Raw genomic sequence first — 18,668 nt, 5'->3', positions numbered from 1 at the left:
TCTCGTTCGAGGTGGTCAACTGGGCTCTCCTGACTGCGAGATGGACGATGGGCCCGGCGGTACGGGCCGCAGCTGCGGATCCGTGAAACGCACCGGAAGCGCCGCGAGTCCCTTGCTCCAGGGCGACTTGACCCAGGCGAGCTCGCTCTCCGGCACCGCGAGTTCCAGATCGGGCAGCCGGTGCCGGATGGTGTCCACGGCGGTACGGGTGATCAGCCGGGCCGGGTCCTGCGCCGGGCAGGTGTGCGGGCCCGCGCCGAAGGCCAGATGCGAGCGGTTGCCGGTCACCGGAACCCCGTCCGGGGGCAGGATCCCGGGGTCCTGGTTGGCCCCCGCCAGGCCCAGGAGCAGCATGTCCCCGGCGCGGATCTCCTGTCCGGCGAAGGTCAGATCGCGGGTGGCGTAGCGCGCCGGGAAGTTCTGCGTGGGCGGGAAGCGCCACAGTACGAGATCGAGCGCGTCGTCCACGCTGAGGTGCCCGCCGGTCAGCGAGGACCGGAACGCCGGGTCGCAGAGCAGGATCCGCAGGGTGGTGGCGATCCAGTTCACGGTGGTCTGGTTCCCCGCCACGAACATCACCACCAGGTTGTGCAGCACTTCCTCGTCGGTGAGCGCTGCCGGATGGTGCAGCAGCGCCGATGTGACGTCATTGCCCGGTGTCCGGCGCTTCTCCTCGATCAGCGCCCCGAGGATCACGCCCATGCGCCGGGCCGCGTTGACCGAGTCGGCGTTGGCGGCGACCATGCCCGCGATCGCCTGCACCAGCTGCTGGCCGGTCCGCTCGTCCAGACCGAGCAGCCCGGTGATGACCATCATCGGAAGCTTGCGTGCGTAGTGCGGCACCAGATCGGCCTCGTGCCGTCCGGCGAAGGACGCGATCAGCCGCTCGGCCGTGGCTCGTACGCTGCGGCGCAGCTCGTGCCCGTTGATCCTGGCGAGCGCGTCGGACACGGCGGCCCGCATACGGCGGTGCTGCTGACCGTCGGTGAACAGCAGCGCGGGCCGCCAGCCGACCATCGGCAGGATCGGCGAGTCGGCGGGGACCCGGCCCTCGCGCAGCAGGGTCCAGCGCCGCGGGTCGTGCGAGAAGTCCTGCTCCTCGCGGGTCAGCCGGAGCAGTTCGCGGTGGCCGAGTACGAGCCATGCCTCGATGCCGGGCGCGATGGTCACGGGGGCCACCGGGCCGTGTTCGCGGCGCAGTTCCTCGTACAGCGCGGGCATGGCGTCGCCGTCGAGATCGGGTCCGTAGAGCGGGGTCGCGACCGGGCATCGGCCCGCGGGCGAGTGTGGGGGAGCGGCGGGCGGGCGCGGGGGAACGGCAGGCGCCGTGCTCATGAGGACTCCGTGGCTGCGTGGATGAGATGGCTGACGAGGGCGATGAGCGCCCGTACCGAGGAGCGGGCGTCGCGCGCGTCGCAGGAGACCAGCGGGGTGCTGGGGAGAAGGTCGAGTGCGGTGCGCAGCTCCTCCTCACGGTGCAGGGGGCTGCCCGGGAAGACGTTCACGGCAACCGCGAAGGGCAGATCGAGATCCTCCAGATTGCCCAGGGCGTCGAAGGACGCCGACAGGTCGCGGGTGTCGATCAGGGCCAGCGCCCCCAGCGCCCCCTTGGCCAGATCCCGCCAGGCGGGCAGGAACCGCTGCTGGCCGGGGGTGCCGAAGAGATAGAGCACCAGATCGCCGTCGAGCGTCATCCGGCCGAAGTCCAGGGCGACGGTGGTCGTCTTCTTGGACCGCTCGCCGCCGGTGTCGACGCGGGCGCCCGCCTGCGTCATCACCGCCTCGGTGGAGAGCGGCTTGATCTCCGAGACCGTTCCGATGAGCGTGGTCTTGCCGACTCCGAGCGGGCCGACGACCAGGATCTTCGCCGCGCCCGCGACGCTGGACATGACGTACTTTCCCGACTGTCCCGTCTCGGCGCCCGATGCCCGGCCGAGGGCGTCAGAGGCGGCTTTCGAGGCCATGGAGGACCTTTCTGAGCATGGTCACATCGGCGCGTTCGGCCGGCGGTATGGGCGGGCGGGTCACGATCAGGCCCCAGTCGAGGAGGTCGGACAGCAGCACCTGCACCACCGAGGGCGGCTGACCCAGGTGGGCGGCCACCTCGGCGACCGACAGCAGACCCTGACAGTGCGACAGGATCGTGTGGTGTTCCGGCTGGAGGGACGCGGGAAAGGCGGCGTCCGTGGCCATCACCAGCGTCTCCCAGGACAAGGGCTCGCCGCCGGTGTCCGAGCGTCCGCCGGTGATGACATACGGGCGGACCGCCGATGTGGTCCGTACCTCCGGGCGGTCCGTCATGACGAAGGAGTCACCGGATCACGTGGCTGACTGCTCAGGTGCGCGCCGATCTTGGCGACCAGCAGCTGCATCTGCTGGGCGACCAGGCCCACATCGGCCTCAGTGTCGGTGGCCACGCCCAGATGGGCACCGACTCCGGCGTGCGTGAACAGCACGAAGCCGTGCTCGGACTCCAGCATCAGCTGGCGCACCCCGGCGCCGCCGCCGAACAGGAGCGTGGCGGTGGAGCGGCCGGTCATGGTCATCGCGGCACAGGCCGCGGAGAGCGATTCGGCCTCGGCGACGCTCAACGACGCGACCGGTCCCGAGAGGTTCTCGGCCGAGGCGTGCCCGAGGCGCAGCCCGTCCTCGGTGACGACGACGGCATGGCGGACGCCCGGGATCTCGGTCAGCGGGCGCAGCATCCAGCCCAGGTCGGGAAGTCTGGTTATGGTCCCGGTCACGGCCGGCCTCCATCGTGCTCGTGGGATACGTCGGTGTCGTCCTCGTCGTTCTCCAGGGCGGCGCGCCCGCGGCGGGAGCCGGACACCACGCTGGCGATGGACGCGCGCGCGGCCTCCGGCGTCCAGGGCGAAGCGGGTTCGGGAACCGGGGCCGATGGCGCCGACTGAAGGGCGCTCTGGGCCGCGGCCTCCACGGCGGCGCCGCGACGGCTGCGGCGCCGGGGCAGGGCACCGGGCGTGAGCACGTCGGGGGAGGGCTCGGCGCCGGACTCGGCGGCCGCCTCCGCGGGTGCTGTCGCCGCGGGCGCCTGGGGCGAGGCCGTGAAGTGCGACAGCGGCTCGGTCAGCAGCCGGTACGGCACGAACGTCACCGCCCGCGTGCCCCCGTACGCCGATGCGCCCGTCAGCTCCACATTGAAGCCGAGCTCCCGGCTCCAGCGCCCGACGCAGGCGAGTCCGAGCCGCGGCACCGCGCCCAGTTTGGCCAGGTCCAGTTCCTGACGCAGCTGTCCGGTCGCCTGCTGGAGTACGTCCGGGGGCATGCCCAGACCCGCGTCGTCGATCTCGACGACCGCGCCCGCGCCCACCTCCCGGATGGTGACGACGACCTGTGTGCGGGAGGGGGAGAACACCGTGGCGTTCTCCAGCAGTTCGGCGATGGCGTGCATCAGGCCCTCCACCGCGGGCGGCACCACATAGAGCGTCTGCCCGCCGTGCACCTCGATCCGCCCGAACTCCACGATCCGGGACTGGGCGCCGCGTACACAGTCGTAGAGGGAGACCGGACGGGTCTCCCGGCGGGCGGGCCAGATACCGCACATCACCAGCAGGGTCTGGGCCTTGCGGGTCATCTGCGAGGCCGCGTGGTCGGCCTTCATCACCTCGGCCATGAGCCGGGAGTCGTCGATGGACCGCTCGACGTGGTCGAGGACCTGCTGCTGCACCGTGGCCATCGCGTGCATGGTGCGGGCCACCGACTCGAAGGCCGCCTGCACGGAGTCCCGCAGTGCCCGTTCGCGGCGTACCGCCTCGTCGGAGCCGAGGGCCACGACCACCGCGGCCAGCGCCCGGGCGAATTCCGGGCCGGTGTCGTCCTCGGGGACCAGCGGCCCCGGAACGCCGTCGAGTCGCTGTCCCGCCCGCACCCGTTCGGTGATGGCAGGCAAGCGTACGGACGCGAGATGGGCCACTTCGGCGCCCCGGGCGGCGGCGAGCGCCTGCTCGCGGACCCGTAGCGCCCGCTCGGCCCGCAGCTGCCGCAGCAGCAGGAGAGCCCAGGCGAGCAGCAGCACCGCCGCGGCCACGCAGCCGCCCGCCAGTATCTGCCGGCTCACCACGACGACCTCGACACGACGCGTGTGCAGACCACGACCTTGACCACCACCACGGAGACTGAGCCCTTCCCGGACACCCGGACACGCAGAACTCCCCTGGGAGATCGGGAGCAGTCAGATCCTATGAGCAACAGGTCATGCCCGAACGCCAGTTGTGCAACTCCCGTCACTTTGCCGATGCCGCCCCAATCCCGTTCCTTCACGGATCCGCCACAAGAACGGCGTTGTCCAGCCGGAGGCGGCACGACGGGTTCGCCTCCCCGGTCATCGACGTCGGCGCGGGGTGCGCCGCGTACGAACAGCTGCTGCGCGCCCGGTCGCCCACGTTCCTCGAGAACACCCCGGCCAAGGAGCGCAGGCTGGGGGCGGAAGGACGCGCGAGGTGCGGTTCGTCTTCGACGAGCGAGACCCGGCCGCGCTGCGTACGCTCATGGAGTGGAAGTAACGCCGCGGGTCCGCGGCGTACCGCTGCCGTGGGACCAGCGGCACAAGCCCCGGGGGGACACATGACGACGCCCCCGATTCCCGTACTGCTCTACCACGCCGTGATGGACGACCCGCCCGACTGGATCGCCGAATTCACCGTCACACCACGGGACTTCGGCACGCAGCTGGACGCCGTCGTGGCCAGCGGCCGCACGCCCGTAGCCATCAGCGCGCTGGCCAACCACCTCGCGGGCCGCTCCCCGCTGCCGGACCGGCCCGTGGTCCTGACCTTCGACGACGGTTTCGCCGATCTGCCGGGCCCCACTGCCGAGGCGCTGGCCGCCCGCGCCCTGCCCGCGACCGCGTATCTCACCACCGGCGCCGTCACTCCGGGGCGGCGCAGTCTGCTGCCGCCCGCGCCGATGATGAAGCTTTCCCAGGCACCGCTCCTGGAGGAGTACGGCATGGAGGTCGGCGCCCACACCATCACGCACCCGCAGCTGGACACACTTCCGGCGAAGGCGCTGCACCGTGAACTGCGCGAGCCCAAGGCGGTGCTCGAGGACGTCCTCGGCCACGAGGTGGCGCATCTCGCCTATCCGCACGGCTACAACAGCCCGGCCGTCCGCAGGTCCGCCCTCCGCGCGGGCTACGCCTCCGCGGTCGCCGTCCGCCATGCGCTGAGCTCCGAGACCGACGAGTCCTACCGCATCGCCCGCCTCATCCTGCGCCGCAGCCACACGGTGGCGGACATCGAGGCGTGGATGGACGGGCGGGGCGCGCCCGTCGCGCCGTTCCCCGACTCGCTGCCGACGGTGGGGTGGCGGATCTACCGGCGCGCCCGCGCCCGCATCAAGGGCCCGGTCTTCGCGGGCTGACGCCCCGGTTCAGGGGGCTGGCCCGGTTACCGATCGGGACTGCCCCGTGAATAACGGGGAAGGGGCCATTCCGCGAGGGAACGGACCCTTCCTGCGTCTGTGGCAAGCGTCCCCGCGATGCGTCCTGGCGGTGCGTGCGGCTACTCCTCCAGCGTCAGGGCGTCCCTGAGCTTGACCAGAGTGCGCGACAGCAGCCGGGACACATGCATCTGTGAGATGCCCAGTTCCTCGCCGATCTCCGACTGTGTCATGTTCGCGACGAAGCGCAGGGAGAGAATCTTGCGGTCCCGTGGCGGAAGGCCTGCAATCAACGGCTTCAGCGACTCGACGTACTCGATGCCTTCGAGACCGTGGTCCTCGTAGCCGATGCGGTCGGCCAGCGCGCCCTCACTGTCGTCCTCCTCGGGCTGGGCGTCGAGCGAGCTCGCGGTGTACGCGTTGCTCGCCGCCATGCCCTCGACGACCTGGCTGTCGCTGATGCCCAGCTGTTCGGCCAGCTCGCCCACGGTGGGCGAGCGGTCGAGCTGCTGGGAGAGCTCGTCGCCCGCCTTGGCCAGGTCGAGGCGCAGCTCCTGGAGGCGGCGCGGTACCCGCACCGACCACGAGGTGTCACGGAAGAAACGCTTGATCTCACCGATGATGGTCGGCATCGCGAAGGTCGGGAACTCCACGCCGCGGCTGAGCTCGAAGCGGTCGATCGCCTTGATCAGGCCGATCGTGCCGACCTGGATGATGTCCTCCATGGGCTCGCTGCGGGAGCGGAAGCGGGAGGCGGCGAACTTCACGAGCGCCAGGTTGAGTTCGACGAGCGTGTTGCGCACGTACGCGTGCTCGTGGGTGCCCTCTTCGAGGGACTCGAGCCGTCCGAAGAGCGTCTTGGACAGGGCTCGCGCGTCCAGCGCTCCCATCCCGTCGTAGGGCGGGATCTCCGGGAGCGCCTCGACGAGTTCGAGGCCGTCCGGGCTCGCGGACGGAGCGGGGGTGGGGCGTGCCGACGGCGCGGTGGGGATGCGCGTTTCGTCGAGCCGGGGTGACATGGTCTCCTCCATCGTTCTCGGCATATGGCTGCCGATGCCAATACATGCGCTGCGGTGAGCGGCGCCTCCAAAGCCGGTCGTGGTTGTTTGTGTCCCTACTAGCCCTACCCGCTCCGGGTGGACCGGTGCAAGTGTCATATGTGCCATATGCCCGTTTTGATAGGGAGTTCGGCTGGCCCCGCGACGTACGGAAGGCGTAATGTTCGACCGACGTCGGCGCCGTCATTCGACGGTGCTGTGCGGACAGAGCGGCAGGGTGGACTTACCGGCGCACCATCGGCGGGAACGCAGTGATGACGCAGCGAACGACACGGCGAAGAGGGACGGGCATGGACCGCGGGACGGTCGGCAGCGCGAACCGGGGCCGGCTTCAGGTCGAGGTTCGGACCGAGGGCCACAGCGAGGTTGTGAAACCGGCGGGTGAGTTGGATCACCACACCGCCGATTTGCTCCGCGCGCCCTTGGACGAAGCACTCGATCAGGGGCGCGCACGCCTTGTCATCGACTGCTCACAGCTCGAATTCTGCGATTCCACCGGACTCAATGTGCTGCTCGGTGCCAGGCTGAAGGCGGAAGCGGCCGGGGGAGGGGTCCATTTGGCCGGGATGCTGCCCGTGGTGGCGAGGGTTTTCGAGATCACCGGGGCGGAGGCGGTCTTCACCGTGCACGACTCGCTCGAAGATGCCCTCTCCGGCTGAGTTGCCACCCCCTGTAGTCCGCGTCACGCGCACAGCGCAGGCGTCGTGGGTGTTGTCACGATCCGGCAGGGCAGGAGAACCCCGCAGAACGTTGATGGCCCAGCACTCTGAGTACTGAAGTAATGGCGAATCGGTGAATCGGTGAGGTGAAGCGCTGATGAGCACCACCCGGCAGCAACCGCCGGGCGACCTCGGTCCCGAGCCGAACGGCGCCGGCGCCGCCGACTCCTCCGGGGTGCCCGGCCATGCGGTGCGCATCCTTGCCCTGGGCAGCGCGAGCGGCATAGTGCCGCTCGCGCGCGACTTCACGCGCCAGGCGCTGTACGACTGGGGCTGGCTGCCCGCCGCCACGGCCGACCGCCGGGCCGCAGCCGAGGACGTGCTGCTCGTCGTCTCCGAACTGGTCACCAACGCCTGCCTGCACGCTGAGGGCCCGGAGGAACTGCGGGTCGGCTGCGACGGCAAGGTGCTGCGCCTCGAGGTCACGGACCGCGGCACGGGCCAGCCCGCGCCGCGCACCCCCCACCGGGCGGGCCGGCCGGGCGGACACGGGATGTTCATCGTCCAACGGCTCTGTCTGGACTGGGGGGTTGTCCGCGTCGCCGGCGCCTCGGGCAAGACGGTCTGGGCGGACCTCGCCGCTCCTTCGTAGCGCTTTCGCGTTGGTGTACGACAGGTTTTGAAGCTCTTGTAGAGCACGTCAATACGGCGTGCTCTTTGTCTTCCCTCCCCAAGGTCCCAGGCGTACCTTGAGCGCCCGATCTGATGTGTCGTCAGTAACTTCGGCGACACCCGGCAGTAACTTCCGGCATGAGGGGAACTCGAGGTGTCGTACCAGAAGCGGACAGCTCTCTCGCTGGCAGCAGCGGTGGCGGGCTCGGTGGTGCTGATGGCCGCCCCCGTCGCCCATGCCGGCGTCCAGGACGTCGACTACCAGTGCCAGACGCCGATCGGGCCGAAAGGCGCGGTCTCACCGATCGACATCAAGGCCGTCAAGGGCGGCAGCGGCTACCAGCTGACCATGTCCTTCCAGAAGGGTGTCTCCTCCAGCCCGGTGGAACTCGGCAAGGGCGCGATGAAGCCGAGCGCGCTCATCGAGCTGGGCGGGGCCGACGCGGGCACGATCCCGGTGTCCGGGCCGCCGAACGCGGCCGCCATCCCCGCCAACACCCCCATCAAAATCAGTGACTTGTCGGGCACCTACACGCCCAGGAAGAGCGGCAAGGTCACCTTCACCGCCGGGGTGCTGACCATCAAGGCCCTCGGTACGACGACGACATGCACACCCAAGAACAACCCGAAGCCCTCCCTGGACCTCGATGTCACCGCGGCGACCGGCTCCCAGTCCGCACCGTCCGGCGGCGGCGAACTGCCCAGGACCGGCCCGCTCGACTCGGCGCTCGCCCTCGGCACACTCGGCGGCACCGTGCTGCTGTCCGGGGCCGCGGGAGTGCTCTGGCTGACCAGGCGCGGTCAGCGGACCGCGAGCTGACCCGTGCTGCCGCGCCTCGTCGTCGGCCTCGCCGCGCTGCTGTGTGCGCTGTGCGCCCCCGCGGCGCGGGCGGCGGACGCGGCATGGACGGTGCAGCCGGGCGGCGCCCGGCCGTACGTCTATCTGGAGGGCGTGCCCGGAACGGTGCTGGAGGACACGCTGGCCGTGACCAACCCGGGCACGAAGCCGCTCACCGTACGGCTGCGCGCGGCGGACGCGTACAACACCGAGACCGGGGCGCTCGCCGTGCGCGGCGCCCGCGGGTCCCACGGAGCAGGCACCTGGATCACGCTGGCCTCGAAGCGCGTGACCGTTCCGCCGCGCACGCGCGCGGAGATCCCCTTCTCGGTCACGGTCCCCCCGGGCGCCCTGCCCGGCGACCACCCGGGCGCGGTCATGGCGGCCTTCGGCGGGCGGGAGGCGGGTGTACGGATCCATCTGCGCGTCAGCGGTCCGACGCTGGCGGCACTCACGGTCGAGCAGGTGAAGGTCTCCGGCGGCGCGATCCACTACACCCTGGTCAACCGCGGCAACACCGCCCTGACCCCGCGCCTGACGATCCGCGCGGACGGCCTCTTCGGCGAGGTGCTGCGCCGCGCACCGCGCACGCTCCCGGTGGAACTCCTCCCCGCCCAGCGCGTCACCCTCACCGAGACATGGCGCGATCATCCGTCCCTGGACTCGGTGACGGTCCGCATCGAGGCGACGGCGCCCGGCGACGCCCACGCGAAGGGGTCGGCCTCGGCGGCGTTCGTGCCCTGGGGGACGGTGGCGGGCTCCGCGGCCGGGCTGCTCGCGGCGGCGGGCGGCACGGTGTGGTTTCTGCGCCGCCGACGCTCTGCGGATCCTGGCCCGGCCCCTGAACAGACCGGCAGCGAACGGCACTTGGGGAGGTCAGGAGCATGACGATGTACGAAGCCGACGTGCCGCGTCACAAAGCTGACGCCGCGGGGGTCCGGGGGCATGCCCACGGTTCGGGAAAGGGGCGGGGTGGGGGAGACTCCAGGCCCCGCCCCGCGCGGACCTGGGCCGTGCTGCTCGCCCTGCTCCCTTTCCTGCTGCTCCCACTGGCCCCCCGCGCCGCCGCGGCGGACGCGAAACCCGACGTCAAGCTCTCACAGACACAGGCCGGCAAGGGCGGGGACATCACCGTCAGCGGCAGCGGATGGCGGCCGAACACCCTGCTGATGATGCTCATCTGCGGGCAGGCCGCGCCCGGCAAAGGCGTCATCGGCGGCACCAACGCCTGTGCCAACGCCGACGGCCGCGCCGTCACCACCGACGCCAAGGGTGCCTTCAGCAAGAAGATGCCGGTCGCCGAGCCGCCCAAACCCTGCCCCTGCGTGGTGCACGTGGCCATCGTCACCGGTGAACAGGCCGTCGTGGACGCTCCGTTCGTCGTCGCGGGCCACCCCACCGCCCCGCTGCCCGAGCCCACCGTCGGCGGAAAGCTCGCGGTACTCGCCGCCACCCGGCTCGAAGGCGACTCCGGCATCCTCGTCTTCTTCGGAGCCCCGCCGTCCCGCAGGCTCGAATTCACCGTCGGCAACCTGGGGTCCGAGCCGGTGAAGGACCCCGTCTTCCAGATCGGCACCGCGCACGGCGTCTTCGCCCCGCAGTGGGAGGAGCAGCAGTGGCGCGGCACCATCGCGCCCGGCGAGAAGGTCCTGGTCAAGCTGCCCCTACAGCTCTCCGCCGGGGCGCACGGTGACTACGAGATCTCGGTCAAGTACGGCTCGAAGGTGCTCGCCGAACAGCCGTGGGGTGTCGGCCGTCCCTGGGGCGTGACGGTCTTCTGGATCCTGCTCGCCGTGGTCGTGCCCGCCGCCGTCTTCCGTATCGGCATGGCCGTCGTCGACCGCGTCCGCCCCGGCGCCCGCCCCCGAGGAGGCGGCCGCCACCGCACCGTATCGCTGCGCAGGCCACCAAACCCCGGGCCGAGGAGCACCACGACCACCACGGCGGCTCTGCCGTGGTTCACACCTGACTCCGCACCGTCAGAGAACCGGTCCACGACGAAGGGACATTCGTGAGCACGCAACGGAGGATGAGCGCGGCCGGAGTCGCGCTGATGCTCGGCGGTGCGGGGATCCTGCTGGCCGCAAGCCCCGCCCAGGCAGCCGAGGTCGCATACAAGACGGAGTGCATCCCACCGCCCATCTCGGGGCTGCCACCCGTGCAGGGCACCACGAAGGTGCAGATCACCGCGCCCGCGGAGGCGAAGGTCGGCGACGAGGTCGAAGTGGTGTGGAAGTTCGTCGAGGCGGCCTCGAAGAACCCCGACATCCTCGACCTGGACAAGGACACGGTGAAGCCGACCGGCACGCTGAAGGCGGCCGGGGCGCAGACCGTGAACATCTCGATGGAGGGGCCGCGTTCGAACCCGCCGATACCCAAGAACAGCCCGATGAAGCTGTCCGACATGAAGGGGAAGATCAAGCTGACCACGGCGGGCGAGGTCACGCTGACGCCGGACGCGTACAACATCAACGTCTCCAAGCCGATGTCGACCGACACCAAGTGCACGCCCAAGGAGACGGTCAAGCCGGCAGCGACGATCAAGGTCACGGACGGCGGGGGCGGCACGACGAGCGGCGGGTCGACGTCGGGAGGAACCACCTCGGGCGGGACCACTTCCGGCGGGACCACTTCCGGCGGAACGACCTCCGGCGGCACGACGAGTTCCGGCGGCTCCACCTCCGGCGGGGGCGGCGGCCAGACCGACTTCCCCGGCAAGGAAGTCACCGTCGCCTTCGCGTGCAAGTCACCGGGACCGGCGAGCATCAACTCCAAGGTGACGATCAACGCCAAGAAGAACGGCGGCAGTTACGACCTCGTGGTCAAGACGGCCAAGGGCGTCATGAACAGCCCGGCCGCGCTGCCCGCGGGCGCCCTCAAGCCCTCCATGGCGGTCCTTCTCGGCGGCGCCGACAAGGGCACCGTCCCGGTCACGGGCCCCGCCAACCCCGACCCACTGGAGCAGGGCAAACCGGTAGACCTGCCCGACATGACCGGCACCTACAAGCCGGGCGCCGGCGGCAAGTCCACGCTCAGCCCCGGCACCCTGACGATCGACGTCACCCTGGGCGGCCAGAAGATCAGCATCCCGTGCACGGTCAAGGGCACGGCGGAAGCCTCGCTGGTACTCGACACAACGGCCCAGCCCGGCGGCGCGTCGGGAGGCACCGGCGGCGGCGGGGCATCGAACGGGGGCACGAGCACAAGCGGCGGCCTGGCCCAGACGGGCTCCGACAACGACGGCGCCCTGCGTGCCCTGGCCCTGGTCGCGGGCACGGTCATCCTGCTGGGCGGCGCGGTCTTCACGTTCACCCCGTGGCGCCGGCTGCGCGGTACTCGCTAGGACATCGAAACGGCGAAGGGCCGCCGCACCGAAGAAGCCGGTGCGGCGGCCCTTGCCCTACGTGTACGGGCTACGTCAGTGGACGTCGCCCATCAGCGTCTCGACCTTCTTGCGGTACATGTAGATCGCGACACCGGCCGCCGAGGCCAGCAGCGCCTGCATGGCGATGATCGAGGTGCCGTTCAGGTCGACACCCGCCAGCGCGAGCAGACCCGTGGCGCAGTCACCGGCCGTGACGGCGAGGAACCAGACGCCCATCATCTGGCTCGCGTACTTCTGCGGCGCCATCTTCGTGGTGACCGACAGGCCGACCGGAGACAGGCACAGCTCCGCGATGGTCTGGATCATGTAGATCGAGACCAGCCACATCGGGCTGACCTTCGTGCTGTCACCGGCCATGCCCATCGGCACGATGAAGACGAAGAACGAGCCGCCGACGAGGACCAGGGCCATCGCGAACTTCACAATGGTGCTCGGCTCCTGGTTCTTACGGGCCAGCCACAGCCACATCCAGGCGAAGACCGGGGCCAGCGCCATGACGAACAGCGGGTTCAGCGACTGGAACCAGGTGGCCGGGAAGTCGAATCCGAAGAGGCTGTCACCGGTCTTGCCGTCCGCGAACAGGGACAGGGTGGAGCCGCCCTGGTCGTAGATCATCCAGAAGACGGCGGCGGCCACGAAGAACCAGATGTAGGCGCTCATCTTCGACTGCTCGACGGTGCTCAGGCTCCTGTCACGCTTGATGCGGACCAGCACGGCGATCGGGATGATCAGACCGGCCAGAGTGAGCGGGACCAGCGCCCAGTTCAGGGTGTACATGCCCGCCACGACCACGGCGCCGTAGAAGCCGGCGATTACGACAGCGGCCGAGGCGACCTTGAGCAGGATGGCCTTGCGCTCCGCGGCGTCGAGCGGGTTCGGGACGACGCTGCTCTTCTCGCTCAGGTGCCGGGTGCCGATCAGGAACTGGGCCAGACCCAGCGCCATGCCGACCGCGGCGAGCGCGAAGCCGAGGTGCCAGTTGTGCTTCTCGCCGACGGTGCCGATCACCAGCGGTGCCGCGAACGCACCGAGGTTGATGCCCATGTAGAAGATCGTGAAGCCACCGTCACGGCGCGGGTCGTCCGGTCCGTCGTAGAGGTGACCGACCATCGTGGAGATGTTGGCCTTCAGCAGACCGGAGCCGACCGCGACGAGGATCAGGCCGACGAAGAACATCGCCTGGCCCGGGACGGCCAGCGAGAGGTGACCGGCCATGATCACGAAACCGGCGACGGTGACGGTCTTGCGAGCGCCCCAGACGCGGTCACCGAACCAGCCGCCGGGCATGGCCATGAGGTAGACCATCGAGACATAGACGGCGTAGATGGCCGACGCCGTGGCCGCGGTCATCGCCAGGCCGCCGCCCTGGCTGCCGGTTGCCGCGTCGGCACCCCCGGAGACCAGGTAGAGCACGAGAAGGGCGCGCATTCCGTAGTAGGAGAAGCGCTCCCACATCTCGGTCATGAAGAGTGTGGCCAGGCCGCGGGGGTGGCCGAGGAAGGTCTTCTCGGGGACAACCGAGTCCTTCGTCAGGCTGGACGCCATGGGTCGATCCTTGCTAGCTCGGGACGCGCTGCTTCGTAGGCGGTACGCGCCCGGTGGGGGGTGGCCGGCACCGGTAGGTGAGGTGTCCCACCCCACGCCTCGGGGCTCACTCCGCGCAGGCGGAGACGGGGGACAGTCCGCACCGGGATCCACGCCCGTGCGCTGTGTCGCGCTCGGGGCCCGGCCCACAGGTCATTCACTGCATCGAGGCGGGCAACCCAACCTCGCGCAGCAAAGAGACCCTTGGCCGGTTGTGCAGGCCAAAGGTCCCGTGTCGTGCTACAGGCGTCTCGCCACCATACGACACGACAGTGCCGGATATGGAAGGACTTGAGAGATGAATCACAGGCGTCCGCGGAACCAGGTGCCCTGAATCGAAGGTCGTATTCATGATTACATCATTGACCCGCAGGCCTTGCCGATCACGCAACGACGCGTACGCCACGCGGACTACCATCACCCCATGACCCGTGTACTGCTCGCCGAGGACGACGCTTCCATCTCGGAGCCGCTGGCCCGCGCCCTGCGCCGGGAGGGTTACGAGGTCGAGGTCCGCGAGGACGGCCCGACCGCGCTGGACGCCGGACTTGCGGGCGGTGTCGACCTCGTCGTGCTCGACCTGGGGCTGCCCGGCATGGACGGCCTGGAAGTCGCGAGACGCCTGCGCGCCGAAGGCCATACGGTGCCGATCCTCGTGCTGACGGCCCGCGCGGACGAGGTGGACACCGTCGTCGGCCTGGACGCCGGCGCGGACGACTACGTCACCAAGCCGTTCCGCCTCGCCGAACTGCTCGCCCGGGTCCGGGCCCTTCTGCGCCGCGGCGCCTCGGAACCCTCGCCCGCCCCGGCGACGCACGGCGTACGGATCGACGTCGAGTCGCACCGCGCCTGGATGGGCGACGAGGAACTGCAGCTCACGGCAAAGGAGTTCGACCTGCTGCGCGTCCTGGTCCGGGACGCGGGCCGGGTGGTCACGCGCGATCAGCTGATGCGCGAGGTCTGGGACACGACGTGGTGGTCCTCGACGAAGACGCTGGACATGCACATCTCCTGGCTGCGCAAGAAACTCGGCGACGACGCGGCGAACCCGAGGTACATCGCGACGGTGCGGGGTGTGGGTTTCCGCTTCGAGAAGAGCTGAAGCAGGTGTGGGGCTGTCTCCCACACCCCGGCGGGGCCGAGCCCGTACCGTTCCGGCAGGGAGGGGCCGTGCAGGGCCGTCCCCGCAGGCGATTGGCGGCCAGCACCGGGTGATCAATCGGATGGCCTGTTCGCCGCCGACGCCGAGGAGTCGAGCCCGACGGGGCTTGTGCCGGGTTCGTGGGCGCTGTGGGCCGGGGGCGTTGGTGGTTACTCTCCGGTGGTGGGTCTCGCGGGCGAACCCCCGCGCACCGCAGCCCGGGCGGCAAGGGAGAATCCCGCAGCCCAAGCGCGACTCAGCCCGCGCACCGCTGACCCGCAACAGAACCGCAGCCGGAGGCGACCATGAGACGACGACTCATCACCTCAACTCTCGCCGTCGTCCTCGTCGTCATCGCCGTCTTCGGTGTCTCCCTCGTCCTCGTCGAGACCCGCACCATCTCCTCCAGCGCCCAGGAAAGCGTCGACTCCGAGGCGCTGCGGCTCGTCAGCATCGTCGACAGCCGGCTCATCGGCGGTGAGCCCGTCAACCCCGACATTCTCTCCGAGCAGAGCGGCGCCAAGCGGTACGCGCTCATCGAGATCCCCGGCCGCGAGCCGATCGAGATCGGCGAGCGCCCCACCGGCAGCGTCATCCGGGGGACCGCACACGGTGAGCGCAAGGAGAGCGTCACCGTCGAGGAGTCCCGCTCCTCCGTGACGCGCGAGGTCGGGCGGACCCTGTTGATCATCGCCGCGGTCGCGCTGCTCGCGGTCGTCGCCGCCGTGCTGCTCGCCGTACGCCAGGCGAACCGTCTCGGCTCCCCGCTCACCGATCTCGCCGAGACCGCCGAGCGTCTCGGCTCCGGCGACCCGCGCCCCCGCCACAAGCGCTACGGCGTCCCCGAGCTCGACCGCGTAGCGGACGTCCTCGACTCCAGCGCCGAGCGCATCGCGCGCATGCTCACCGCCGAGCGCCGGCTCGCCGCCGACGCCTCCCATCAGCTCCGTACGCCGCTGACCGCGCTCTCCATGCGGCTGGAGGAGATCACCCTCACCGACGACCCGGACACGGTGAAGGAGGAGGCGAGCATCGCGCTCGCGCAGGTGGAGCGGCTCACCGACGTGGTGGAGCGGCTGCTCACGAACTCCCGCGACCCCCGTACCGGCTCCGCCGTCGTCTTCGACCTCGACGAGGTGGTCAAACAGCAGCTGGAGGAGTGGCGCCCGGCCTACCGCAGCGCGGGCCGCGCCATCGTCTGCTCGGGAAAGCAGGGCATGCGGGCCGTCGGCACCCCGGGCGCGGTCGCCCAGGTGCTCGCCGCACTGATCGAGAACTCGCTCATGCACGGTGGGGGAACGGTCGCGCTACGGACCCGTGTCACCGGAAACCAGGCCGTGGTCGAGGTGACCGACGAGGGCCCGGGTGTCCCTGCCGACCTCGGCGCGCGGATCTTCGAGCGGACCATCAGCGGCCGCAATTCCACCGGCATCGGACTGGCCGTGGCCCGTGATCTGGCCGAGGCGGACGGTGGCCGGCTGGAGCTGCTCCAGCAGCATCCGCCGGTCTTTGCGCTGTTCCTGAGCCGGGTGGCGCGCCGCCGCAACGACAGCCCGCCCACGGTCCGCTGAAGCGGACGGCGCAGGGGGGTCAGCGCCCGACGCGGTCCGGCTCAGGCCGCCGCGGCCCCAGGAACGATTCCGCCGTGTGCACGGCTTCGCGCGCGGGCAGCGCCCGGAAGACCCAGGTGCGGTAGGACCAGAAGCGGAACAGCGTCGCGATGCCGATGCCGAGGAACTTGAACACGTTGCTCTGCAGCGGGCTGTCCCAGCCGAAGCCGTAGGTCGCCGCGTACAGAATGCCGTTCTCGATCACCAGGCCGACCACGCTGAACAGCAGAAAGAGCGTGAGTTCCTTGGTGCGCCCGCTCTTGTCGCGGTCGCGGTAGGTGAAGTAGCGAAAGCCCACGTAGTTGAAGGCGATCGCGATGACGGTGGCCAATATCGACGCCCGCACCACGGGGATCTGGGTGGTGTGACGTACGAGGTTGAAGACCGCGAGGTTGACGAGCAGCCCCGCACCGCCCACCGCTCCGAACTTGGCGACTTCGCGGAACAGCTGATCGAGCTGCCCGCGCAGCGCACCGCCTCGTTCACTCATAGTGAGAGTTCAGCCCCATCGTTTCGGCAGCGTCAACGCAGCCATGCTAACCACCCGCCCTCGCCCCCGCCCCTGGACGTCCACAACCATGTGGCGAGGCTGTGACACGGCCGACCCCGGCCGGGCACCGCGGGCGGCAGGGAGAGTCTGGGCGGCGGATACCCTAGGAGGGTGACGTTCCCGGTAGTCGGCATGGTCGGCGGCGGCCAGCTCGCCCGTATGACCCACGAGGCGGGCATCCCCCTCGGCATCAGATTCAAGCTCCTCAGTGACACCCCGCAGGATTCCGCGGCCCAGGTGGTCGGCGATGTCGTCATCGGCGACTATCGCGACCTGGACACGCTGCGTGAGTTCGCGCGGGGGTGCGACGTGCTCACGTTCGATCATGAGCATGTCCCGATCGAGCACCTGTGGGCCCTGGAGGCGGACGGCATCCCCGTCCGTCCCGGACCCGGCGCCCTGGTGCACGCGCAGGACAAGGGCGTGATGCGCGCGAAGCTCGACGAGCTCGGCGCGCCCTGCCCGCGCCACCGCATCGTCACGGACCCCGCCGATGTGACGGCGTTCGCGGAGGAGGGCGACGGCTTCCCCGTCATCCTCAAGACCGTGCGCGGCGGCTACGACGGCAAGGGCGTCTGGTTCGTGCGTACGCAGGCCGACGCCGAGGCCCCCTTCAAGGCGGGTGTCCCCGTCCTCGCCGAGGAGAAGGTCGACTTCACCCGCGAGCTTGCGGCGAACATCGTCCGCTCCCCGCACGGCCAGGCCGTCGCCTATCCCGTGGTCGAGTCCCGGCAGGTCGACGGCGTCTGCGACACGGTGATCGCACCCGCGCCCGGCCTGGACCCTGAGCTCGCGGGCCGGGCTCAGGAGCTCGCCCTGCGCGTCGCCGCCGCGCTCGGCGTCGTCGGCCATCTCGCGGTCGAGCTGTTCGAGACGACCGACGGCCGCATCCTGGTCAACGAGCTCGCGATGCGCCCGCACAACTCCGGCCACTGGACCCAGGACGGCGCGGTCACCTCGCAGTTCGCCAACCATGTCCGGGCGGTGCTCGACCTGCCGCTGGGCGACCCGCGCCCGCGGGCCAGGTGGACGGTGATGGCCAACGTCCTCGGCGGCGACTACCCGGACATGTACCAGGCGTATCTGCACTGCATGGCCCGCGACCCGCAGCTGAAGATCCACATGTACGGCAAGGACGTCAAGCCCGGCCGCAAGGTGGGGCACGTCAACACCTACGGCGACGATCTGGACGACGCGCTCGAGCGCGCCCGTCACGCAGCCGGCTATCTCAGAGGAACGATCATCGAATGAGCCCTGTCGTTGGCATTGTCATGGGGTCCGACTCCGACTGGCCCGTCATGGAGGCCGCCGCGCAGGCCCTGGACGAGTTCGAGATCGCATACGAGGTCGACGTCGTCTCCGCGCACAGGATGCCGCGCGAAATGATCGCGTACGGAGAGCGGGCAGCCGACCGCGGCCTCAAGGCGATCATCGCGGGCGCCGGGGGAGCCGCCCACCTTCCCGGCATGCTCGCCTCCGTCACCCCGCTCCCGGTGATCGGCGTCCCCGTACCGCTGAAGTACCTCGACGGCATGGACTCGCTGCTGTCGATCGTGCAGATGCCCGCGGGTGTGCCCGTCGCCACGGTCTCGGTCGCCGGCGCCCGCAACGCGGGCCTGCTCGCGGCCCGGATCCTGGCCACGCACGACGATGAACTCCTCGCCCGTATGCGGGAGTTCCAGCAGGAGCTGAACGACCAGGCGACCGAGAAGGGCAAGAGGCTGCGCACCAAGGTCGCAGGTGCGGACTCCTTCGGCTTCGGGAAGTAACA

At 70.3% G+C, this 18,668-nt stretch carries 19 protein-coding genes and 1 pseudogene; 12 read left to right on the top strand and 8 right to left on the bottom strand.

All coding sequences use genetic code 11. The features are described from left to right. Positions 1–15: 15 nt before the first annotated feature. Genes FBY35_RS32545 through FBY35_RS32525 form a run of 5 tightly spaced genes read right to left on the bottom strand, consistent with a single transcriptional unit; the run spans position 16 to position 4,078 of the window. Positions 16–1,335, bottom strand: coding sequence for a cytochrome P450 (locus FBY35_RS32545; RefSeq protein WP_142217507.1), 1,320 nt, complete (start codon positions 1,333–1,335; stop codon positions 16–18). Continuing rightward, complete coding sequence (locus FBY35_RS32540; protein ID WP_142217506.1) at positions 1,332–1,964, bottom strand: ATP/GTP-binding protein; 633 nt, start codon at positions 1,962–1,964, stop codon at positions 1,332–1,334. Before FBY35_RS32540 ends, FBY35_RS32545 begins: the two co-directional genes overlap by 4 nt. Beyond that, positions 1,942–2,301, bottom strand: coding sequence for a DUF742 domain-containing protein (locus FBY35_RS32535; RefSeq protein ID WP_142217505.1), 360 nt, complete (start codon positions 2,299–2,301; stop codon positions 1,942–1,944). The genes FBY35_RS32540 and FBY35_RS32535 overlap by 23 nt, the downstream gene beginning before the upstream one ends. Continuing rightward, a complete protein-coding gene (locus FBY35_RS32530; protein ID WP_142217504.1) occupies positions 2,298–2,744 on the bottom strand; it encodes a roadblock/LC7 domain-containing protein in 447 nt (148 codons plus the stop codon). The genes FBY35_RS32535 and FBY35_RS32530 overlap by 4 nt, the downstream gene beginning before the upstream one ends. Continuing rightward, on the bottom strand, positions 2,741–4,078 hold the full coding sequence (locus FBY35_RS32525; protein WP_142217503.1) for an ATP-binding protein: 1,338 nt from the start codon (positions 4,076–4,078) through the stop codon (positions 2,741–2,743). The genes FBY35_RS32530 and FBY35_RS32525 overlap by 4 nt, the downstream gene beginning before the upstream one ends. Positions 4,079–4,329: 251 nt before the next feature. Here FBY35_RS32525 and FBY35_RS37570 point away from each other — a divergent pair. Together FBY35_RS37570 and FBY35_RS32515 are read left to right on the top strand one after the other, a co-directional pair. Next, positions 4,330–4,520: pseudogene (locus tag FBY35_RS37570) on the top strand (cellulose biosynthesis protein CelD); the annotation flags it as partial. Between the two features lie 64 nt (positions 4,521–4,584). Beyond that, positions 4,585–5,382: a polysaccharide deacetylase family protein gene (locus FBY35_RS32515; RefSeq protein ID WP_142217502.1), complete on the top strand. Its 798-nt coding sequence runs from the start codon at positions 4,585–4,587 to the stop codon at positions 5,380–5,382. Positions 5,383–5,522: 140 nt separating this feature from the next. Here FBY35_RS32515 and FBY35_RS32510 read toward each other — a convergent pair whose 3' ends face one another. Beyond that, positions 5,523–6,419, bottom strand: a complete 897-nt coding sequence (locus tag FBY35_RS32510; RefSeq protein WP_186357171.1) for an RNA polymerase sigma factor SigF — start codon at positions 6,417–6,419, stop codon at positions 5,523–5,525. Positions 6,420–6,748: 329 nt separating this feature from the next. On the opposite strand from FBY35_RS32510, the gene FBY35_RS32505 reads away from it, so the two are divergent. The 6 genes from FBY35_RS32505 (at position 6,749) to FBY35_RS32480 (ending at position 11,970) form a co-directional block, all read left to right on the top strand. After that, positions 6,749–7,117 (top strand): STAS domain-containing protein, encoded by a 369-nt coding sequence (locus FBY35_RS32505; protein ID WP_142217500.1) that lies wholly within the window; start codon positions 6,749–6,751, stop codon positions 7,115–7,117. A gap of 157 nt (positions 7,118–7,274) precedes the next feature. Next, a complete protein-coding gene (locus FBY35_RS32500) occupies positions 7,275–7,769 on the top strand; it encodes an ATP-binding protein (RefSeq protein WP_142217499.1) in 495 nt (164 codons plus the stop codon). A gap of 174 nt (positions 7,770–7,943) precedes the next feature. Continuing rightward, positions 7,944–8,609 carry a peptidase gene (locus tag FBY35_RS32495; RefSeq protein WP_142217498.1) on the top strand — a complete coding sequence of 222 codons (666 nt, stop codon included), beginning with the start codon at positions 7,944–7,946 and terminating at the stop codon, positions 8,607–8,609. Between the two features lie 3 nt (positions 8,610–8,612). Further along, a complete protein-coding gene (locus FBY35_RS32490) occupies positions 8,613–9,515 on the top strand; it encodes a hypothetical protein (RefSeq protein ID WP_142217497.1) in 903 nt (300 codons plus the stop codon). 2 nt (positions 9,516–9,517) lie between these two features. After that, positions 9,518–10,642: a neocarzinostatin apoprotein domain-containing protein gene (locus FBY35_RS32485; protein ID WP_142218290.1), complete on the top strand. Its 1,125-nt coding sequence runs from the start codon at positions 9,518–9,520 to the stop codon at positions 10,640–10,642. A 14-nt stretch (positions 10,643–10,656) separates the two neighbouring features. Continuing rightward, positions 10,657–11,970: a hypothetical protein gene (locus FBY35_RS32480; protein ID WP_142218289.1), complete on the top strand. Its 1,314-nt coding sequence runs from the start codon at positions 10,657–10,659 to the stop codon at positions 11,968–11,970. Between the two features lie 75 nt (positions 11,971–12,045). On the opposite strand, the gene FBY35_RS32475 is transcribed toward FBY35_RS32480, so the two are convergent. After that, the gene (locus tag FBY35_RS32475) at positions 12,046–13,557 is read right to left on the bottom strand and encodes a peptide MFS transporter (RefSeq protein WP_142217496.1); all 1,512 of its coding nucleotides are present in this window, start codon (positions 13,555–13,557) and stop codon (positions 12,046–12,048) included. A 463-nt stretch (positions 13,558–14,020) separates the two neighbouring features. Here FBY35_RS32475 and FBY35_RS32470 point away from each other — a divergent pair, with 463 nt between their 5' ends. Together FBY35_RS32470 and FBY35_RS32465 are read left to right on the top strand one after the other, a co-directional pair. Continuing rightward, the gene (locus FBY35_RS32470) at positions 14,021–14,698 is read left to right on the top strand and encodes a response regulator transcription factor (protein WP_186357118.1); all 678 of its coding nucleotides are present in this window, start codon (positions 14,021–14,023) and stop codon (positions 14,696–14,698) included. A 344-nt stretch (positions 14,699–15,042) separates the two neighbouring features. Beyond that, positions 15,043–16,308, top strand: coding sequence for an ATP-binding protein (locus FBY35_RS32465; RefSeq protein WP_142217494.1), 1,266 nt, complete (start codon positions 15,043–15,045; stop codon positions 16,306–16,308). Positions 16,309–16,327: 19 nt separating this feature from the next. Here the strand turns inward: FBY35_RS32465 and FBY35_RS32460 are convergent, their stop codons facing one another. Further along, the gene (locus tag FBY35_RS32460) at positions 16,328–16,837 is read right to left on the bottom strand and encodes a GtrA family protein (protein WP_142217493.1); all 510 of its coding nucleotides are present in this window, start codon (positions 16,835–16,837) and stop codon (positions 16,328–16,330) included. 147 nt (positions 16,838–16,984) lie between these two features. Between FBY35_RS32460 and FBY35_RS32455 the strand changes: the two genes are divergently transcribed. Together FBY35_RS32455 and purE are read left to right on the top strand one after the other, a co-directional pair. Continuing rightward, positions 16,985–18,148, top strand: a complete 1,164-nt coding sequence (locus FBY35_RS32455; RefSeq protein WP_142217492.1) for a 5-(carboxyamino)imidazole ribonucleotide synthase — start codon at positions 16,985–16,987, stop codon at positions 18,146–18,148. Continuing rightward, complete coding sequence (gene purE, locus FBY35_RS32450) at positions 18,145–18,666, top strand: 5-(carboxyamino)imidazole ribonucleotide mutase (RefSeq protein WP_142217491.1); 522 nt, start codon at positions 18,145–18,147, stop codon at positions 18,664–18,666. The genes FBY35_RS32455 and purE overlap by 4 nt, the downstream gene beginning before the upstream one ends. Positions 18,667–18,668 lie beyond the last annotated feature (2 nt).

The sequence above is a fragment of the Streptomyces sp. SLBN-118 genome (assembly GCF_006715635.1).
Taxonomy (GTDB): Bacteria; Actinomycetota; Actinomycetes; order Streptomycetales; family Streptomycetaceae; genus Streptomyces.
Note: the sequence above shows the minus strand (reverse complement) of the source record. Positions and strands in the feature narration are given on the sequence as shown.

Coding starts and splice junctions, on each gene's coding strand:
- FBY35_RS32465 (WP_142217494.1), top strand. CDS start 15,043: ATGAGACGACGACTCATCACCTCAACTCTCGCCGTCGTCCTCGTCGTC.
- FBY35_RS32540 (WP_142217506.1), bottom strand. CDS start 1,964: ATGGCCTCGAAAGCCGCCTCTGACGCCCTCGGCCGGGCATCGGGCGCC.
- purE (WP_142217491.1), top strand. CDS start 18,145: ATGAGCCCTGTCGTTGGCATTGTCATGGGGTCCGACTCCGACTGGCCC.
- FBY35_RS32460 (WP_142217493.1), bottom strand. CDS start 16,837: ATGAGTGAACGAGGCGGTGCGCTGCGCGGGCAGCTCGATCAGCTGTTC.
- FBY35_RS32545 (WP_142217507.1), bottom strand. CDS start 1,335: ATGAGCACGGCGCCTGCCGTTCCCCCGCGCCCGCCCGCCGCTCCCCCA.
- FBY35_RS32480 (WP_142218289.1), top strand. CDS start 10,657: ATGAGCGCGGCCGGAGTCGCGCTGATGCTCGGCGGTGCGGGGATCCTG.
- FBY35_RS32510 (WP_186357171.1), bottom strand. CDS start 6,419: ATGTCACCCCGGCTCGACGAAACGCGCATCCCCACCGCGCCGTCGGCA.
- FBY35_RS32485 (WP_142218290.1), top strand. CDS start 9,518: ATGTACGAAGCCGACGTGCCGCGTCACAAAGCTGACGCCGCGGGGGTC.
- FBY35_RS32515 (WP_142217502.1), top strand. CDS start 4,585: ATGACGACGCCCCCGATTCCCGTACTGCTCTACCACGCCGTGATGGAC.
- FBY35_RS32475 (WP_142217496.1), bottom strand. CDS start 13,557: ATGGCGTCCAGCCTGACGAAGGACTCGGTTGTCCCCGAGAAGACCTTC.
- FBY35_RS32500 (WP_142217499.1), top strand. CDS start 7,275: ATGAGCACCACCCGGCAGCAACCGCCGGGCGACCTCGGTCCCGAGCCG.
- FBY35_RS32470 (WP_186357118.1), top strand. CDS start 14,021: ATGACCCGTGTACTGCTCGCCGAGGACGACGCTTCCATCTCGGAGCCG.
- FBY35_RS32505 (WP_142217500.1), top strand. CDS start 6,749: ATGGACCGCGGGACGGTCGGCAGCGCGAACCGGGGCCGGCTTCAGGTC.
- FBY35_RS32535 (WP_142217505.1), bottom strand. CDS start 2,301: ATGACGGACCGCCCGGAGGTACGGACCACATCGGCGGTCCGCCCGTAT.